The sequence below is a fragment of the Nonomuraea sp. NPDC049646 genome, assembly GCF_044465525.1.
Taxonomy (GTDB): Bacteria; Actinomycetota; Actinomycetes; order Streptosporangiales; family Streptosporangiaceae; genus Nonomuraea.
This window is the reverse complement of sequence record NZ_JBITLU010000018.1, coordinates 93,142-109,193: the sequence shown is the minus strand read 5'-3', so window position 1 is coordinate 109,193 and position 16,052 is coordinate 93,142. Positions and strand designations below refer to the sequence as shown.

17 protein-coding genes are annotated in these 16,052 nt (G+C 71.3%); 10 read left to right on the top strand and 7 right to left on the bottom strand.

Going from position 1 to position 16,052, the window contains the following annotated elements; genetic code table 11:
- Positions 1 to 34 precede the first annotated feature (34 nt).
- The gene (dop, locus tag ACIBQ8_RS40570) at positions 35 to 1,552 is read left to right on the top strand and encodes a depupylase/deamidase Dop (protein WP_397177426.1); all 1,518 of its coding nucleotides are present in this window, start codon (positions 35 to 37) and stop codon (positions 1,550 to 1,552) included.
- A 25-nt stretch (positions 1,553 to 1,577) separates the two neighbouring features.
- Here the strand turns inward: dop and ACIBQ8_RS40565 are convergent, their stop codons facing one another.
- Positions 1,578 to 1,982, bottom strand: coding sequence for a hypothetical protein (locus tag ACIBQ8_RS40565; RefSeq protein ID WP_397194698.1), 405 nt, complete (start codon positions 1,980 to 1,982; stop codon positions 1,578 to 1,580).
- Between the two features lie 149 nt (positions 1,983 to 2,131).
- Here ACIBQ8_RS40565 and ACIBQ8_RS40560 point away from each other — a divergent pair, with 149 nt between their 5' ends.
- Positions 2,132 to 2,341, top strand: coding sequence for a ubiquitin-like protein Pup (locus tag ACIBQ8_RS40560; RefSeq protein ID WP_132622197.1), 210 nt, complete (start codon positions 2,132 to 2,134; stop codon positions 2,339 to 2,341).
- Positions 2,342 to 2,411: 70 nt separating this feature from the next.
- Here the strand turns inward: ACIBQ8_RS40560 and ACIBQ8_RS40555 are convergent, their stop codons facing one another.
- The 5 genes from ACIBQ8_RS40555 to ACIBQ8_RS40535 are packed head-to-tail and all read right to left on the bottom strand — an operon-like array spanning position 2,412 to position 7,629.
- The gene (locus ACIBQ8_RS40555; protein WP_397194697.1) at positions 2,412 to 3,476 is read right to left on the bottom strand and encodes a DNA polymerase IV; all 1,065 of its coding nucleotides are present in this window, start codon (positions 3,474 to 3,476) and stop codon (positions 2,412 to 2,414) included.
- A 29-nt stretch (positions 3,477 to 3,505) separates the two neighbouring features.
- Positions 3,506 to 4,552 (bottom strand): ABC transporter ATP-binding protein, encoded by a 1,047-nt coding sequence (locus ACIBQ8_RS40550; RefSeq protein WP_397194696.1) that lies wholly within the window; start codon positions 4,550 to 4,552, stop codon positions 3,506 to 3,508.
- Positions 4,549 to 5,367, bottom strand: coding sequence for a carbohydrate ABC transporter permease (locus tag ACIBQ8_RS40545; RefSeq protein ID WP_397177431.1), 819 nt, complete (start codon positions 5,365 to 5,367; stop codon positions 4,549 to 4,551). Before ACIBQ8_RS40545 ends, ACIBQ8_RS40550 begins: the two co-directional genes overlap by 4 nt.
- Positions 5,364 to 6,290, bottom strand: a complete 927-nt coding sequence (locus ACIBQ8_RS40540) for a carbohydrate ABC transporter permease (RefSeq protein ID WP_397194695.1) — start codon at positions 6,288 to 6,290, stop codon at positions 5,364 to 5,366. Before ACIBQ8_RS40540 ends, ACIBQ8_RS40545 begins: the two co-directional genes overlap by 4 nt.
- A complete protein-coding gene (locus ACIBQ8_RS40535; RefSeq protein ID WP_397194694.1) occupies positions 6,265 to 7,629 on the bottom strand; it encodes an extracellular solute-binding protein in 1,365 nt (454 codons plus the stop codon). Before ACIBQ8_RS40535 ends, ACIBQ8_RS40540 begins: the two co-directional genes overlap by 26 nt.
- A 169-nt stretch (positions 7,630 to 7,798) precedes the next feature.
- On the opposite strand from ACIBQ8_RS40535, the gene prcB reads away from it, so the two are divergent.
- The 8 genes from prcB to ACIBQ8_RS40495 all read left to right on the top strand — a co-directional run bounded on the left by prcB (position 7,799) and on the right by ACIBQ8_RS40495 (position 15,036).
- Positions 7,799 to 8,647: a proteasome subunit beta gene (gene prcB, locus ACIBQ8_RS40530; protein WP_352327595.1), complete on the top strand. Its 849-nt coding sequence runs from the start codon at positions 7,799 to 7,801 to the stop codon at positions 8,645 to 8,647.
- 21 nt (positions 8,648 to 8,668) lie between these two features.
- On the top strand, positions 8,669 to 9,547 hold the full coding sequence (gene prcA / locus ACIBQ8_RS40525; protein WP_397194693.1) for a proteasome subunit alpha: 879 nt from the start codon (positions 8,669 to 8,671) through the stop codon (positions 9,545 to 9,547).
- A 210-nt stretch (positions 9,548 to 9,757) separates the two neighbouring features.
- The gene (locus ACIBQ8_RS40520; RefSeq protein WP_397194692.1) at positions 9,758 to 10,315 is read left to right on the top strand and encodes a hypothetical protein; all 558 of its coding nucleotides are present in this window, start codon (positions 9,758 to 9,760) and stop codon (positions 10,313 to 10,315) included.
- Between the two features lie 136 nt (positions 10,316 to 10,451).
- Complete coding sequence (pafA, locus tag ACIBQ8_RS40515) at positions 10,452 to 11,810, top strand: Pup--protein ligase (protein WP_125642647.1); 1,359 nt, start codon at positions 10,452 to 10,454, stop codon at positions 11,808 to 11,810.
- A gap of 119 nt (positions 11,811 to 11,929) precedes the next feature.
- On the top strand, positions 11,930 to 12,838 hold the full coding sequence (locus ACIBQ8_RS40510) for an FKBP-type peptidyl-prolyl cis-trans isomerase (protein WP_397177442.1): 909 nt from the start codon (positions 11,930 to 11,932) through the stop codon (positions 12,836 to 12,838).
- Between the two features lie 94 nt (positions 12,839 to 12,932).
- Complete coding sequence (locus ACIBQ8_RS40505; protein WP_397194691.1) at positions 12,933 to 13,856, top strand: FKBP-type peptidyl-prolyl cis-trans isomerase; 924 nt, start codon at positions 12,933 to 12,935, stop codon at positions 13,854 to 13,856.
- Between the two features lie 19 nt (positions 13,857 to 13,875).
- Entirely contained in the window at positions 13,876 to 14,523 is a 648-nt protein-coding gene (locus ACIBQ8_RS40500) for a helix-turn-helix transcriptional regulator (protein ID WP_397194690.1), read from the top strand.
- Positions 14,524 to 14,556: 33 nt separating this feature from the next.
- Entirely contained in the window at positions 14,557 to 15,036 is a 480-nt protein-coding gene (locus tag ACIBQ8_RS40495; RefSeq protein ID WP_397194689.1) for a DUF3291 domain-containing protein, read from the top strand.
- Here ACIBQ8_RS40495 and ACIBQ8_RS40490 read toward each other — a convergent pair.
- Complete coding sequence (locus ACIBQ8_RS40490; protein ID WP_397177448.1) at positions 14,982 to 16,049, bottom strand: DUF3866 family protein; 1,068 nt, start codon at positions 16,047 to 16,049, stop codon at positions 14,982 to 14,984. The two genes, ACIBQ8_RS40495 and ACIBQ8_RS40490, sit on opposite strands and share 55 nt — an antisense overlap.
- Between the last annotated feature and the right edge of the window lie 3 nt (positions 16,050 to 16,052).

Here is a 16,052-nt window from a genome sequence, read left to right as displayed (position 1 = left end):
GGATAGGCAGATCCGGACGAACAGAGGGTGTTGCATGACGGTGCGTCGGGTGATGGGCATCGAGACCGAATACGGCATCTCCGTACCAGGTCAGCCAGGCGCCAACGCGATGGTGACCTCCTCCCAGGTCGTGAACGCCTACCTGGCCGCCTCGGCGGCCCGCGCGCGCAGAGCACGATGGGACTTCGAGGAGGAGAACCCGCTCCGCGACGCGCGCGGCTTCGACCTGGCCCGCGAGGTCGCCGATCCGAGCCAGCTCACCGACGAGGACCTCGGGCTGGCCAACGTCATCCTCACCAACGGGGCCAGGCTCTACGTCGACCACGCCCACCCGGAGTACTCCTCGCCGGAGTGCACCAACCCGCGGGCCGCGGTCATCTGGGACAAGGCCGGCGAACGCGTGATGTACGACGCGGCCACCCGCGCCTCGGCGATCCCGTCCAACGCGCCGATCCAGCTCTACAAGAACAACACCGACGCCAAGGGCGCCTCCTACGGCTGCCACGAGAACTACCTGATGCGGCGCGCCACGCCGTTCGCCGACATCGTCCGGCACCTGACGCCGTTCTTCGTCTCGCGGCAGGTCGTCACCGGCGCGGGCAAGGTCGGCATCGGCCAGGACTCCCGCGGCGAGGGCTTCCAGATCAGCCAGCGCGCCGACTTCTTCGAGGTCGAGGTCGGCCTGGAGACCACGCTCAAGCGGCCCATCATCAACACCCGCGACGAGCCGCACGCCGACCCCGAGAAGTACCGCCGGCTGCACGTGATCATCGGCGACGCCAACATGTCGGAGATCTCCACCTACCTCAAGCTCGGCTCCACCGCGCTCGTCCTGGCCATGATCGAGGAGGGCTTCCTGACCCGCGACCTGGCCGTGGAGAACCCCGTCCAGTCGCTGCGGGCGGTCAGCCACGACCCGACCTGCCGCTACGAGATCCCGATGCGCGACGGCCGCAAGCTCACCGCCGTGCAGCTCCAGATGGAGTACCTGGAGCAGGCCCGCAAGTACGTCGAAGAACGCGGCACCGCCCAGGACGAGATGAACAAGGACGTCCTCGACCGCTGGGAGTCCGTGCTCACGCGCCTGGCCGAGGACCCGATGCAGCTCTCGCGCGAGCTCGACTGGGTCGCCAAGCTGGAGCTCCTGGAGGGCTACCGCACCCGCGACAGCCTGCCCTGGTCCCACCCGAGGCTGCAGCTCGTCGACCTCCAGTACTCCGACATCCGCCCCGACCGCGGCCTGTACAACCGGCTCGTGGCGCGCGGGCGCATGCAGCGCCTGATCAGCGAGGAGGAGGTCGAGCGCGCGATCGAGCTGCCGCCGACCGACACCCGCGCCTACTTCCGCGGGCGCTGCCTGAGCCAGTACAGCGAGTCGGTGGCCGCCGCCTCCTGGGACTCGGTGATCTTCGACATCCCCGGCCGGGAGTCCCTGCAGCGCGTGCCCACGCTCGAACCGCTGCGCGGCACCAAGGCCCACGTCGGCGAGCTGTTCGACCGCTGCCGCACCGCGGCCGAGCTGGTCGCGGCGCTGACCGGCAGCGGGGAGTGACCGGGGCCCCGGGCGGTCCCGGGGCTCACAGCAGGCCGATGCCGAGCGTCAGCGTGCCCGCGGCCAGCGACGCGCCGCCCACCGCGGTCAGCCAGATCAGCCGGTTCGGCTTGGTGTCGCGCGGACGCAGCACCGACAGGAAGAAGCCCAGCGGCATCAGGATGGGCGCGGCCACGATGAGCGTGCGCGTCAGCGCCTTCACGCCTTCCGGCAGGCTCGCCTGGTCCACGTACACCATCGCGACCAGGCTGAACAGCACCAGGACGCCCGCGTGCGCGTGCCCGGCCCGCCACAGGCCCCTGCGGACGGGGTTGTCCAGATAGCCCGGCTCGTTGCGCATGAGGAAACGCAGCAGCGTCACGCCGCCGAAGGCGACGCCGGGAACTGTGATGAGGAGCACACCTGCCGTGTGCAGCGACGAAGGCGACATGTCGGGATCTCCTTGTGTATAGGTGGATCCATTATTGGATAGGACTGCTATCCAGTCAAGCCGCCAAGATCGCAGGGTGTTCGACGCGAAATGTCGTCCGGTTCGGGGAAGATATGCCTTAGAGGCAGTCCCCCAAGCGGAGGTAGGACATGGCAACCAAGGACACCGGCGGGCAGAAGCAGACCGGCCGGCGTGAGGCCGAAGTTGAGGAGACCGAGGCCTCGGCGGCGCCGGACGTGCAGGAGCGACAGGAGAAGCTCACTGACGATGTCGACGCGATCCTGGACGAAATCGACGAAGTGCTCGAAGAGAACGCAGAGGAATTCGTGCGTTCCTATGTGCAAAAGGGTGGCGAGTAGGGCCAGTAGGGCCTTGTCCTCACCGCTCTGACCATGGGGAAGGATGAGCCCCGGCCGGCCCGGCCGGGGCTCACTCCTCGGGCCCTGCCGGGTCCGGCGTCCGGCCGGGCGCCGTGTAGTCGACCGCCACGCCGAGCAGCCTGATCGGGCGGTCCAGGTCGAAGCGGCCCAGCGCGGCGAGCGCCGCCTCGGTCAGCGCGCCGGGGTCGGCCGTGGGCTCGGGGAGCGTGCACTGCCGGGTACGGGTCAGGAACGGGGTGAAGCGCACCTTGACCGTCACCCGCGCGCAGAGACGCCCGGCCGCCACGGCGTCGCGGGCGACCTGCCCGGCGAGATCGGCCACCTGACCGGCGACGGCCTCGCGATCGGTGAGGTCACGCGGGAAGGTGATCTCGCGGCTGTGACCGCGGGCCACCCAGGGAGTGGTGTCCACCTCGGCCTCGCCCTTGCCGAGGGCCAGATAGCGGTACCAGGGGCCGTTCACCGGGCCGAAGGCGCGGGCCAGCTCGGCGGGGTCGGCGGCGGCCAGCTCGGCGACCGTGCGCAGGCCGAGCGCGGCGAGCTTGCTCGCCGTCCGGGCGCCGATGCCCCACAGCGCGTCGGTGGGCCGGTCGTTCATCACCTCGGCCCAGTTCTCGCCGGTCAGGCGGTAGACGCCGGCCGGTTTGGCGAAGGCCGAGGCGAGCTTGGCCTGGTGCTTGTTGTCGCCGATGCCGACCGAGCAGCTCAGCGTGGTGCGGTCGAGCACGACCCGCCGCAGGTCGGCCGCCAGCGCCTCGGGGTCGTCGGTCGTGGCGCCGACGAACGCCTCGTCCCAGCCCCACACCTCCACCTGCACCGGAAGCTCGCGCAGGGCGGCCATGACGCGCTCGGAGGCGGCCTCGTAGGCGGGCGGGTCGCTGGGCAGGAAGACCGCGTCGGGGCAGCGCCGCAGCGCGGTGCGCAGCGGCATGCCGGAGCGCACGCCGTGCGCGCGGGCCTCGTAGGTGGCGGTCGCGGCGACCGTGCGCGGCTGGGCGGGGTCGCCGGAACCGCCCACGACGACCGGCCTGCCGCGCAGCTCGGGATGGCGCAGCAGCTCGACGGCGGCGATGAACTGGTCGAGGTCGACGTGCAGGATCCAGGACCTGGCCATGAGTCCAGTATGCGAGGCGGCCCCCGGGGTCACAGCAGCCGGTCGTCCCGGTAGACCAGGGCGCGGCGCGGCACGGCCCAGCGGGCGGCGCCGAGCGGCGGCTCCTCGCCCTCCGGCACGACGGCCTGGACGAGCGCGTCCGGGGACTCCAGGGTGATGAGGGTGTGGGTGCCCATGTTCTCCAGGACGGAGACGACGCCAGGGAAGGCGTCGGGGCGCTCGGCGGCGGACAGGTCCATGTACTCCGGGCGTACGCCGTACGTCACGGGGGCGTCGTCGTCCGGGGCCAGGCCGTCGGGCAGGGGGCGCAGGGCGCCGGCCACCTTGAGCCCGGAGCCGGTGACCTGGGCGGGCAGCAGGTTCATCGGGGTGGAGCCGATGAAGGAGGCCACGAACGTGGTGGCCGGCCGGTGGAAGATCTCCGCCGGGGTGCCCACCTGGATCATCGAGCCCCTGGACATCACGGCGATGCGGTCGGCCAGCGCGAGCGCCTCGGCCTGGTCGTGGGTGACGAACACGGTGGTGACGGCCAGCTCCCGCTGCAGCCGCTTGAGGAAGGTGCGCGCCTCCAGGCGCAGGCGGGCGTCGAGGTTGGACAGCGGCTCGTCGAACAGGAACGCGGCCGGATGGCAGGCGATCGCGCGGGCCAGCGCCACCCGCTGCTGCTGGCCGCCCGACAGCTCGGACGGACGCCGCAGCAGCAGCTCGGTGAGGCTGAGCCGGGCCGCGACCTCGGCCGCCTTCTCCGCCCGCCGGGCGCGGGGGACCTTCCTGATGCGCAGCGGGTAGGCGATGTTGGCGGTGACGTCCATGTGGGGGAAGATCGCGTAGTCCTGGAAGACCATGGCGACGTCGCGCTCGCCCGGCGGCAGCGCGGTGACGTCCCTGCCGTTGATGGCGACCGTCCCGGAGGTGGGGGTCTCCAGGCCGGCGATGCTGCGCAGGAGGGTGGTCTTGCCGCAGCCGGAGGGGCCGAGCAGGGCGAAGAACTCGCCGTCCTCGACGGTGAGCGCGAGGTCGTCGAGCGCGCGTACGCCTCCGGGGAACACCTTGGTCAGGCCGTGCAGGGAGATCAACGCTTGATTCCTCCGTGGAAGCGGAAACCGTACCGCTGGGAGACGAACAGGTACATCAGCACCACCGGCAGGGAGTACAGCAGCGAGAAGGCGGAGATGAGGTCGAGCCGGGGCGCGCCGCCCTCGGTGTAGAGCGTGTAGAGGATGATCGAGCCGGGCGCCTTCTCCGGGTCGCGCAGCAGGATGAACTGGAACAGGAACCCGCCCCACACGCTGGCCAGCGCCCACACGGCGATGGTGGCCAGCCCCGGCCGGACGAGCGGGACCACGATGTGCCGCAGGATCTGCAGCGACGAGGCGCCGAAGACCCGGGCCGACTCCTCGTAGGAGGTGGGCGTCTCGTCCATGAAGTCCTTCAGGATGAAGATCGCGGCGGGCAGCAGCCCGGCCGAGACCACGAGGACGACGCCGAGATGGGTGTCGATCAGGCCGAGCCGGGTGGCCAGCTCGAAGATCGGCACCATCGCCGCGGTGCCGGTGACCACGGACGACAGCAGCAGAAGCAGGTAGAGCAGGACGTCGCGGCCGGGCAGCCGCACCCGCGAGAGGGCGTAGGCGGCCAGCGCCGACAGGACGACGACCAGCGCCGCCGCCCCGCCCCCCTGGATCAGGGAGTTGCGGATCGAGCCCAATGCGTACGGGTTGTCCAGGACGGCGGCGAAGTTGCGCAACGTGAACTCGGGGATCGACGTGGTGATCGTCGGCGTGGCGTCGAAGGGCGCGCCGGCCAGCCAGAGCATGGGCAGCGCGAAGAAGGCCAGGACGACGGCGACGAACACGGTGGCGGCCAGCCGTCCGAGCGTGTGGCGGATCATGCGGGCGGTCCTCCGGCGGCGGCGGCCTCCCGGGTGCGGCGGCGTCCGCGCAGCAACCGCAGGTAGGCCAGGGCGAAGACGAGGTTGATCAGCAGGATGAGGAAGGAGATGGCGGCGCCGACGCCGAGCTGCCCGTCCTGGAGGGCGACGCGGTAGACGTACACGGGCAGGATCTCCGAGCGGCCCTCGGGCCCGCCGCCGGTCAGCACGAACGGCGTGAAGTCGTTGAACGTCCACAGGCTGATCAGCAGCAGGTTCGTCAGCACGTGCCGCCTGATGGCGGGCAGCACCACGTCGCGCAGCTGCTGCGGCACGCTCGCGCCGGCCAGCCTGGCGGTCTCCAGGTGCGAGGGCGGCACGTTCTCCAGGGCGGCCGAGTAGAGCATCATCGAGAACGCGGTGCCGCGCCACACGTTGAAGACGATGATCGACAGCAGCGGGTAGTCCAGCAGCCAGGCGAACCCGGGCGTGTGCAGCAGGGCGTTGAGCGTGCCGTCGTCGCGGTCGAGCAGCGCGAACCACAGCATGCCGACCACGGTGCTGGGCAGGATCCACGACAGCAGCACCGCGCCCTCGACGACCCGGCGCAGCGGGCCGGTGCGCGAGCGCAGGATCCAGGCCAGGGCGAACCCCAGCCCGGCCTGCCCGACGACGGCCGAGCCGCCGACGTACAGCAGGGTGAGCCACAGCGAGGACAGGAAGCGCGGGTCGGCGAGCGCGGCGGTGTAGTTGTCCAGCCCGACGACCTGGGGGTCGGCGGCGGCCAGGCCGGTCAGCCGGTAGTCGGTCAGGCCGAGGTAGATGGTCCACAGGGCGGGGAAGAGCAGGAAGACGCCGACCAGGACCAGGGCGGGCAGGACGAACGCGACCGCCCTGCCCCGGCCCAGCCCCGCGGCGTCAGCCGCCGACGTTGGCCGCGCCACCGACCAGTCCCTCCAGCTTGACCCGGTACGCCGCGGCCGCCTCCTCGGCGCTCTTCCCGGCCACCACGGCCGCGGTGGCCTCCTGCAGGGCGGTGGAGACCTGCGGGTAGACGGCCAGGCCCGGCCGGTAGGCGGTGATGGGCAGCACCTCGTCGGCGACGAACTTGAGCATGGGGTCGGCGCTCAGCACCTCTTCGTTGACGTCGGTACGGGCGCTGACCCGGGCCTGCCCGGCCAGCTGCGACTTGGTCGCGGCGGCCGAGTGCATGAAGGCCAGCAGCTCCCAGGCCGCCTTGGGGTTCTTGGAGAAGGGGTTGAGCACGCGGACGGCCCCGCCGGACATGCTGACGAAGTCCTGGCCGCGGATGCCGCCGCCGGGCTGCTTGGCCGGGATCTTGGCATAGCCCACGACCTGGTCGCGGTCGGGCATGGGGGCGACCCCGGCCTTGGGCTCGATGACCGAGCGCCAGAAGTAGTCGCTCTCGGCCAGGATGGCGATCTTGCCGGCGGCGAACTGCGCGAAGGACTTGTCGCGGCCCTTGGCCTCCTGCTGGAGCTTGGGGTCGCCGAGCCCGCTGCCGCCGTAGACCTGCTGGTAGAAGCCCAGGACGTCCTTGACGGCCTGGGAGGCGCCGGTCCACTTGCCCGAGGCGTAGATCTCCGCCCCGGCGCCGGCCAGCAGGGGCAGCACGCCCTGCATGGTGGTGGCCTCGCCCATGGCGGTGCCGGCGTCGATCTGGATCGGCGTGGGCACCCCGGCGGCCTTGAGCTTGACGCCGGCGTCGATGATCTGCTGCCAGCCGGTCGGCTGCCAGGTCTCGGGCAGCCCGGCCTTCCTGAACAGCGCCTTGTTGTAGAACAGCACGCGGCCGTCGGTGCCCTGGGGCAGGCCGTACTTCTTGCCGTCGAAGATGCCGAGGCCCTGGACGGCCTGCGGGATCTGCGACCAGCCCTCCCACTGCTCGACGCCGGCGCCGCCGACCTCGGTGAGCGGCTTGATGTATCCGGCCTGGGCGAACTCGCCGACCCAGATGCCGTCGAGGTCGATGACGTCGGCCCCGGTCCTGGACTTGAGGTCGAGAGCGATCTTGGTCTTGTACTGCTCGTCTTCCACGCCGTTGCCCTGGAAGAGCACCTTGACGTTCTGGTGGGTCTTCTCGAACTCGGGGATGACCCACTTCTTGATCCAGGCGGCGGACTCGGAGTTCTTGCCGCCCTCGATGGAGTTGGCGGTGATGGTGAGGGTGACGCTGCCCCCGGACTGGCTGCCGGAGCCGCAGGAGGTGAGGGCCAGGACGGCTGCGGCCGCGACGAGCGCGGGCCGGCTGGGGAGTCGCAAGTCGGCCTCCTGTTCAGGACGTGCAGACATACCGACAATCGCACGGGGTGTGGCGGGCGTAAAGAAACGATCTGATGAACGGTTCGCCGTGAGCTGATCGTGGGAAGTGCAGACAGCGACGCAACATGAGTAGGGTCGGCCTAAGACACTGATGTTGGGAGGGAGTCGCGTGGCACCGAACAGGGATCTGCCCGTCGGCCTGGTGGACCAGCTTTTCCGAAACTCAGGGAACTCCTCGTTCACCGAGTTCGTCGGCTCTTACGCGCCCGAGTTGCTGCCGCAGCGTCACCAGGCGCTGGCCACTCCGATCGGCGACCAGGTCCCGCACGCGACCACGATCGTGGCCGCCACCTTCGCCGGCGGCGTGGTGATGGCGGGCGACCGGCGGGCCACGTCGGGGAACATCATCTCGCAGCGTGACATCGAGAAGGTCTTCCGCGCCGACGACTACTCGTGCATGGGCATCGCGGGCACGGCCAGCACCGGCATCGAGATGGCCCGCCTCTACCGCGTGGAGCTGGAGCACTACGAGAAGATGGAGGGCCGCACGCTGTCGGTGGCGGGCAAGGCCAACCGCCTGGCCACCATGATCCGCGGCAACCTCGGCATGGCGATGCAGGGCCTGGTGGTGGTGCCGCTGTTCGCGGCCTACGACCCCGACCGCGACGAGGGCCGCATCTTCAGCTACGACGTGGCGGGCGGCCCCTACGAGCGCGACCGGTTCGACGCCATCGGCTCCGGCTCGATCTTCGCCCGCGGCTCGCTGAAGAAGCTCTACCGCGACGGCGCCTCGGCCGACGACATGGTGATGACGGTGATCCAGGCCCTCTACGACGCGGCCGACGACGACTCGGCGACCGGCGGTCCCGACGTGTCCAGGAAGATCTGGCCGATCGTGTCGGTGATCGACGCCGACGGCTTCCGCAGGCTGACCGACCAGCAGGTGGCCGCCAAGGTCGAACAGATGCTGGAGGCCCGGATGATCTCGCCCGACGGCCCCATCGCCCCGCTGCGCTAGAAAGGACCACTGCCCGTGTCCATGCCTTTTGGATATGCGTCCCCTGAGCAGATCATGCGGGACAAGGCCGACTACGCGCGCAAGGGCATCGCGCGGGGCCGGTCGGTCGTCGTGTTGCAGTACGTCGACGGCATCCTGTTCGTGGCGCCCAACCCGTCCCGGGCGCTGCACAAGATCAGCGAGATCTACGACCGCATCGGGTTCGCCGCCGTCGGCCGCTACAACGAGTTCGAGGAGCTGCGCCTCGGCGGCATCCGCTACGCCGACATCAACGGCTACACCTACGACCGCTCCGACGTGACCGGCCGCGGGCTGGCCAACCTCTACGCCTCCAACCTGGGCCGCATCTTCACGGAGTCGATCAAGTCGCTGGAGGTGGAGGTCGTCGTCGCCGAGGTCGGCGACACCCCCGACGGCGACGCCATCTACCGGCTCACCTTCGACGGCTCGGTGTTCGACGAGCACGGCTTCGCGGCCATGGGCGGCCAGGCCGACGCCGTGGCCGGGCGGCTCAAGGAGCGCTACCGCGAGTCGATGTCGCTGGCCGACGCCCTTGAGGTGGCGCTGACCGCGCTCACCGAGCCGGGCGGCGAGCGGCCGCCGGTCGCCCAGCTGGAGGTCGCGGTGCTCGACCGCAACCGCGAGCACCGCAAGTTCCTGCGGCTGACGGGCGCGCGGCTGGAGCGCCTGCTCGCCCAGACGACGACGTCCGCCACGCCGCCCGCCACGCCGCCCGCGGCCCCGCCGACCGGGCCCGCCGACGAGTCGTCCGCGTCGTCCGCGTCGTCCGAGGCGTCTGAGACCCCGCCTGCGCCGCCCGCCGCGCCGCCCGCCGCGCCGCCGACCGGTCCGCCCACGGGCCCCGAGGGCGACGTCGACGACGGCTCCGGGCCGCTCTGAGCCTTCGAAGATCGCCGGGACAGGGCGAGGGCCGCGGTGACGGCCCTCGCCCTGTCCCGTGAGGCCACCGCGTCCATGAGGCCACCGCCCGGTACAGGGGGCCCGGTACAGGGGCCCGGTAGAGGGGGCCCGGTAGAGGGGCCGCGCTGTGTGACCTGTATCACTGGCGTGGCGGTGAACCCCGGGGCGCGAGGCGGGATCTCAGCAAGCGTGAACACAACGATGCGCACCCTCCTCGCCGGTGGCGTCGCCGCCGCCGCGCTGCTGGCCTCCGGCGTCGCCGCCCACGCGGCCACGACCGCCACCGCGACCGCCACCGCGACGGCGAGCAAGTACCCGGCGTACAAGAAGCCCGCGATCTTCGGCACGAGCTTCCAGGCCGACCCCGGCCACGACTTCACCAAGGGCATCCACTCCCGCCACAACGGCATCCTGCGCGGCTGGATCACCGACGTGCGCGACGGCGTCGCCGAGTACGAGCCCATCAAGTGGAAGCGGTCCAAGACCACCGAGGGCTACTTCGTCGGCCCGCCCGAGGGCGACGTGACGGCCTACGCCTCCCCGATCGCCAAGGACGTCGTCTTCCTGTCGGCCTACGGCTGCAAGCCGGTGATGGCCGCCATGACCGTCGACCGCAACACCGGCCTGGGCGCCAAGCGCTGCCCCGCCTCCGTCCTGGTCAAGCGGCACGACAAGCAGCGGCAGCCGTCCCTCATCACGGTGCACCAGGGCAAGATCGTCAAGGTGCAGGAGATCTACACCCCGTGATCCCGGCTCCGCGCTCCGCGGGGGCGGGCGCGGACCTGGTAAAACCCACCCAGCAAATCTGGCAAATGGGACGTCCGCCGGAAAACACCTGTGAAGATCTCTCCCGATCGCCGATCCGTGGGCATAGTGTGAGGTGATGGATCGTCGCATCTTCGGGCTGGAGAACGAGTACGGCGTGACCTGCACGTTCAGGGGGCAGCGCAGGCTGTCCCCCGACGAGGTCGCGCGCTACCTGTTCCGGCGGGTCGTGTCCTGGGGCCGATCGAGCAACGTCTTCCTCCGCAACGGCGCACGTCTCTACCTCGACGTGGGCAGCCATCCTGAGTACGCAACACCCGAGTGTGACAACGTCATCGAACTCGTCACCCACGACAAGGCGGGCGAGCGCATCCTTGAGGGCCTTCTCGTCGACGCCGAGAAACGCCTGCGCGAAGAGGGCATCGCGGGTGACATCTACCTGTTCAAGAACAACACCGACTCGGCCGGCAACTCCTACGGCTGCCACGAGAACTACCTGGTGGGCCGGCACGGCGAGTTCGGCCGCCTGGCCGACGTGCTGATCCCGTTCCTGGTGACCCGGCAGATCGTGTGCGGGGCGGGCAAGGTGCTCCAGACGCCGCGCGGCGCCGTCTACTGCGTCTCGCAGCGGGCCGAGCACATCTGGGAGGGCGTCTCCAGCGCCACCACCCGGTCCCGGCCGATCATCAACACCCGCGACGAGCCGCACGCCGACGCCGAGCGCTTCCGCCGCCTGCACGTCATCGTCGGCGACTCGAACATGAGCGAGACCACGATGCTGCTCAAGGTCGGCGCGACCGACCTGGTGCTGCGCATGATCGAGGCCGGCACGGTGATGCGCGACCTGTCCCTGGAGAACCCGATCAGGGCCATCCGCGAGGTCTCCCACGACATGACCGGCCGCCGCCGGGTGCGCCTGGCCAACGGCCGGGAGGCCTCCAGCCTGGAGATCCAGCAGGAGTACCTGTCCAAGGCCCAGGACTTCGTCGACCGGCGCGGCGGCGACGCCATCACCCGCCGGGTGCTGGAGCTGTGGGAGCGCACGCTGCGCGCGGTCGAGACCGGCGACCTCGACCTGGTCTCGCGCGAGATCGACTGGGTGACCAAATACCAGCTGATCGAGCGCTACCGCAAGAAGTACGACCTGCCGCTGTCCTCGCCCAGGGTGGCCCAGCTCGACCTGGCCTACCACGACGTCCACCGCAAGCGCGGCCTGTTCTACCTGCTGCAGAAGCGCGGCTCGGTCGAGCGGGTGGCCTCCGACCTGAAGATCTTCGAGGCCAAGTCGGTGCCGCCGCAGACCACCAGGGCGCGCCTGCGCGGGGAGTTCATCCGCAAGGCGCAGGAGAAGCGGCGCGACTTCACCGTCGACTGGGTTCACCTGAAGCTGAACGACCAGGCCCAGCGCACGGTGCTGTGCAAGGACCCCTTCCGCAGCGTGGACGAGCGCGTCGACAAGCTCATCGCCGGCATGTGAGGGAACGGCCGGGGCGTGGTGTTTACCTCGGCCCTACCTCGATGTCAGGTAGGGTGACGCGAATCTGACGTCTTTTCCGAGGGAAGTCCATGCGCCGCGCTCTGGCCGTACTGGCAGCCGTGCCTTTGATCTTCTTCGCCGCCGCGTGCGGCGACACCGACGCCGGGGCGAACGGAGGCGCCACCACCAGCACCGACTCGGCCGGGCTCACCGTCACCGGGAACGTGGGCGTCAAGCCCACGGTGACCTTCCCCGCCGGCTCGCCGGCGACGAAGTCCTCCTACCAGGTGATCCAGCCCGGCACCGGCCCCGAGGTCAAGACCGGCGACAAGCTGATCGTCAACCTGACCGTCTACAACTGGGACGGCAAGGGCAACGCGATCCAGGGCTCCTCCTACGACACCAAGCAGCCCGAGACCGTCCCGGTCAACGAGCAGCTGCCGCAGGTGCTGCGCGACGGCTTCACCAAGGTCAAGCACGGCGGCCGGCTGCTGGCCGTGCTGGCCAACGACTCGGCCCCGGCGGGGCAGGCCACGGCCGGCGCCGAGCCGACCAAGGTGTTCGTGCTCGACGTGGTCGGCGCCCGGCCCCCGGCGCTGAAGGCGGCCACGGGCAAGGAGACCGGCCAGACCCTCAAGGGCGTCAAGGTGGACAACCCGGGTGGAGACAAGGCCCCGACGCTGACCACCAAGACCGGCGACAAGCCGTCCAAGGAGCTGGTGGTCAAGACCCTCATCGAGGGCACCGGCGCCAAGGTGCAGCCCACCCAGACCCTGACGGTCCACTACACGGGCAAGATCTGGGGCACCGACAGCCAGTTCGACTCCAGCTGGGAGCGCGGCGAGCCGGCCGAGTTCCCGCTCGCGAACGTGATCCAGGGCTGGCAGAAGGGCCTGGCCGGGGTGCCGGTCGGCAGCCGGGTCGTGATGAGCATCCCGCCGGACCTCGGCTACGGCGACCAGGCCCAGGACAAGATCCCCGCCAAGAGCACGCTGGTGTTCGTGGTCGACGTGCTGGCGGCCTCCTGACCGGGTGATCTCCTGACGGGCCGTCCGACGACGCGGTAGCATCTCGTGGCCCGGTGGCGTCTCGCCGCCGGGCCACTCCGTCGTGGGAGGGCAGATGCGCCGCCGTACGATCGTGCCGTCGCTGGCGTCGCTGCTGCTGGCCGCCGCCTGCACGGGCCCGACGGCCGGCGGGGGCGCGCCCAGGGCGCAGGAGAGACTCGACCTGAAGGTGGGCGGCGCGTTCGGCGCCCGGCCCACGATCGTCTTCCCGGCCGGCCGGCCCGCCGCCGATCTCCGGGTCGACGAGCTGACCACGGGCGGCGGCGACCGGCTGGCCGACGACGACGTCGCGGTCGTCCAGTACACCGCGCACGTCTGGGACGGCCGCGGCAACCGCCTGGTCGACTCCAGCTTCAACCGGGGCGTCCCGGCGGCCTTCCCGGTGGGCTCGCTGCTGCCGGGGCTCGGCAGGGCGCTGCGCGGCCGTACGGTGGGCAGCAGGGTGCTCGCGGCCGTCCCGCCCGATCAGGGCTTCGGCGCGACCCCGCCGCGTGGCGTCGGCCCGGCCGACGACCTGGTCTACGTCGTGGACATCCTGGGCGCCCACCGCAAGGGCGCCTCGGTCGAGGCGGCCGGCGGGTCGCTGTCCGGCGTCGGCGTGACCGGCGGCGAGCGGCCGAAGTTGTCGATCCCGGCCGCCGCGCCGCCGCGCGCCTTCGCCGCCAAGGTGCTGCGACGGGGGAGCGGCAGCCCGGCGCAGGCCGGGCAGCTCCTGGTCACCCAGTACGAGGGCGCGATCTGGGCCCGGCGCAAGGTCTTCGACGCCACCTGGCCGACCGGCCTGCCCAGGGCGTTCCGGATCGGCGACGGCGCCGTGATCAAGGCGTGGGACAAGGCGCTGGTCGGGGTGCCGGTCGGCAGCCGGGTGCTGATGGTCGTGCCGCCCGCCGACGGCTACGGCGCGCCGGGCCATCCCGCGTACGGGATCAAGGGCTCCGACACCCTCGTGTTCGTCGTGGACGTCCTGGCGGCCTACTGAGGCTCCGTAGACTCCGGCTGTGAGCAGTGACGACGACCTGCAGGCGCTCGGCCTGCTGCACGACCCCGTGCGCCGCAGCCTGTACGAGGCCGTGACGGCCGGCGGCGGCGACGTCGGCAGGGGCGAGGCCGCCGAGGCGGCCGGCGTGTCCAGGACGCTGGCGGGCCACCACCTCGACAAGCTCGTCGAGGCCGGGCTGCTGGAGAGCGGCTTTCGCGCCCAGGACAGGAAGGGCCCCGGCAGCGGCCGTCCGGCCAAGGTCTACCGCAGGGCCAAGGGCGAGCGCACGGTCAGCCTGCCCCCGCGCGACTACGCGACGCCCGCCTCGGTGCTGGCCGACGTGGTGGAGCTGCTCGGCGCCGAGGAGCAGGCCGAGCAGGCGGCCCGCCGGGCGGGCGCGCGCATCGGCAGGGGACGTGGCGGCGAGCCCGTCGACCGGGTGCTGCGCGAGCGCGGCTACGAGCCCTACGACGAGGGCGGCGCGCTGCGACTGCGCAACTGCCCCTTCCACCTGCTGTCCCAGGACCAGCCGCTGCTGGTGTGCTCGATGAACCTGGCGCTGTGCCAGGGACTGCTGGAGGGCATGGGCGAGGACCCGGGCAGGGCGCGGCTGGATCCGCGGCCGGGGGAGTGCTGCGTCTCGCTTTCTAAAACAAATGAAGATTGACATAGAAGCCGCGAGAGTGATGTGCTGAGCCCCATGCATCTGGCCCAGCTCAACGTCGCGCACCTGCGCGCGCCCATCGACGCCCCCGAACTCGCCGAGTTCGTCGCCCTGCTCGAACCCGTCAACGCCGTCGCCGACGAGGCCCCCGGCTTCGTGTGGCGGATGAAGGAGAGCGAGAGCGACCCCACCGCCACCGTCGTGCACGACTACGGCGACCACCTGCTGATCAACTTCTCGGTGTGGGAGTCGCTGCAGACCCTGTGGGACTTCACCTACCGCAGCGTCCACCTGGGCGTGCTGCGCCGGCGCAGGGAGTGGTTCCTGCGCGTGGCCGAGCCGTACATGGTGATGTGGTGGGTGCCCGAGGGGCACATCCCCTCGCTGGCCGAGGGCATGCGGCGGCTGGAACGCCTCAGGACCGAGGGGCCGAGCCCCGAGGCGTTCACCTACAAGGACTCCTACGACAGCAGCGAGGCCGCCAGCCTGCCCGCCGCCGCCGAGGTCAGGAAGTAGGGCAGGTCCTCCTCCAGGCCCCTGCCCATGGTGGACAGCTTCACGGGCGCGGCGCGCAGCGCCTCGTGCAGGCCGTCCACCGGCACCGGCACCAGCCGGTGCCGGGCCGCCAGCGGCCCGGCCTGCTCGCGCACCCGCTCGCCGAACGCGCCGGGCAGCTCCGGCACCGCCACGTCGGCCGGCGAGAGCGCGACCCGGCCGTAGGCGGTCAGCGAGTGGTGGGAGACGCCGACGTGCCGCTCGCGCGCGTCGCCCTCGCTGACCCGCAGCGCCGCCACCGGACGGCCGCCCAGCACCCCGGCGGCGTTGACCGCCTCGCCCGCCGCCACGCCCGAGAAGCCCCAGCGGGTGCCCGTCCCCAGGTTGCCCGGGCCCTGCGTGACGATCGCCACGTCGGCCCGCAGCACGTGCCTGGCCGCCAGCAGCCCGGTGTGGACGGTGACCGTCTCGACGTCGCCGCCGAACGCCTGGCCCGTCGTCACCACCCCGGCCAGCCACCCGGTCTCGCGCAGCCGGGCCGCCGACATCGAGAACCAGGCGGGCAGCGCGCCGCCGTCCTGCATCACGTACGCCACCCGCAGGCCGGGGGCGCCGTCGTACAGGCCGGACAGGATCGGGGCCAGCGCGGAGTGCAGATCGGCCACGATCACCGGCATCCCGGCCAGGTCGTCGGCCTGGCTCAGGACGTCGTGGAACGGGGAATCCTGCTCGTCGGCGCCCAGCACCGTGGCCTGCAGCGGCGTGTAGCGGGCCTTCACCAGGTGCCCGGGACCCACCGGATCTTGCGGCAAACGGTTCGGGACGGCCACCACCATGGCGTAACCTCCCGTACCGAGACCCATCGCGAGTGCGGTCGTGTTGAGCAGCACCTCGTCACCGGGTTCCGGGCGGCCCACCAACGGGGGGTAGGCCAGTGCCCGGCACTCACCTTCGGGGACGGCGACATCCAGCTCCACCGCTCCCGGCCACTCGCGTCGGATCCGGACAACCTCGCCCTTGCGCCATCTGATCACGGG

Bases quoted from the DNA above. Each gene is read 5' to 3' on its own strand.
- ACIBQ8_RS40505 (WP_397194691.1), top strand. From the start codon at position 12,933: ATGCGCCGCCGTACGATCGTGCCGTCGCTGGCGTCGCTGCTGCTGGCC.
- ACIBQ8_RS40495 (WP_397194689.1), top strand. From the start codon at position 14,557: ATGCATCTGGCCCAGCTCAACGTCGCGCACCTGCGCGCGCCCATCGAC.
- prcA (WP_397194693.1), top strand. From the start codon at position 8,669: ATGCCTTTTGGATATGCGTCCCCTGAGCAGATCATGCGGGACAAGGCC.
- pafA (WP_125642647.1), top strand. From the start codon at position 10,452: ATGGATCGTCGCATCTTCGGGCTGGAGAACGAGTACGGCGTGACCTGC.
- dop (WP_397177426.1), top strand. From the start codon at position 35: ATGACGGTGCGTCGGGTGATGGGCATCGAGACCGAATACGGCATCTCC.
- ACIBQ8_RS40560 (WP_132622197.1), top strand. From the start codon at position 2,132: ATGGCAACCAAGGACACCGGCGGGCAGAAGCAGACCGGCCGGCGTGAG.
- ACIBQ8_RS40565 (WP_397194698.1), bottom strand. From the start codon at position 1,982: ATGTCGCCTTCGTCGCTGCACACGGCAGGTGTGCTCCTCATCACAGTT.
- ACIBQ8_RS40545 (WP_397177431.1), bottom strand. From the start codon at position 5,367: ATGATCCGCCACACGCTCGGACGGCTGGCCGCCACCGTGTTCGTCGCC.
- ACIBQ8_RS40555 (WP_397194697.1), bottom strand. From the start codon at position 3,476: ATGGCCAGGTCCTGGATCCTGCACGTCGACCTCGACCAGTTCATCGCC.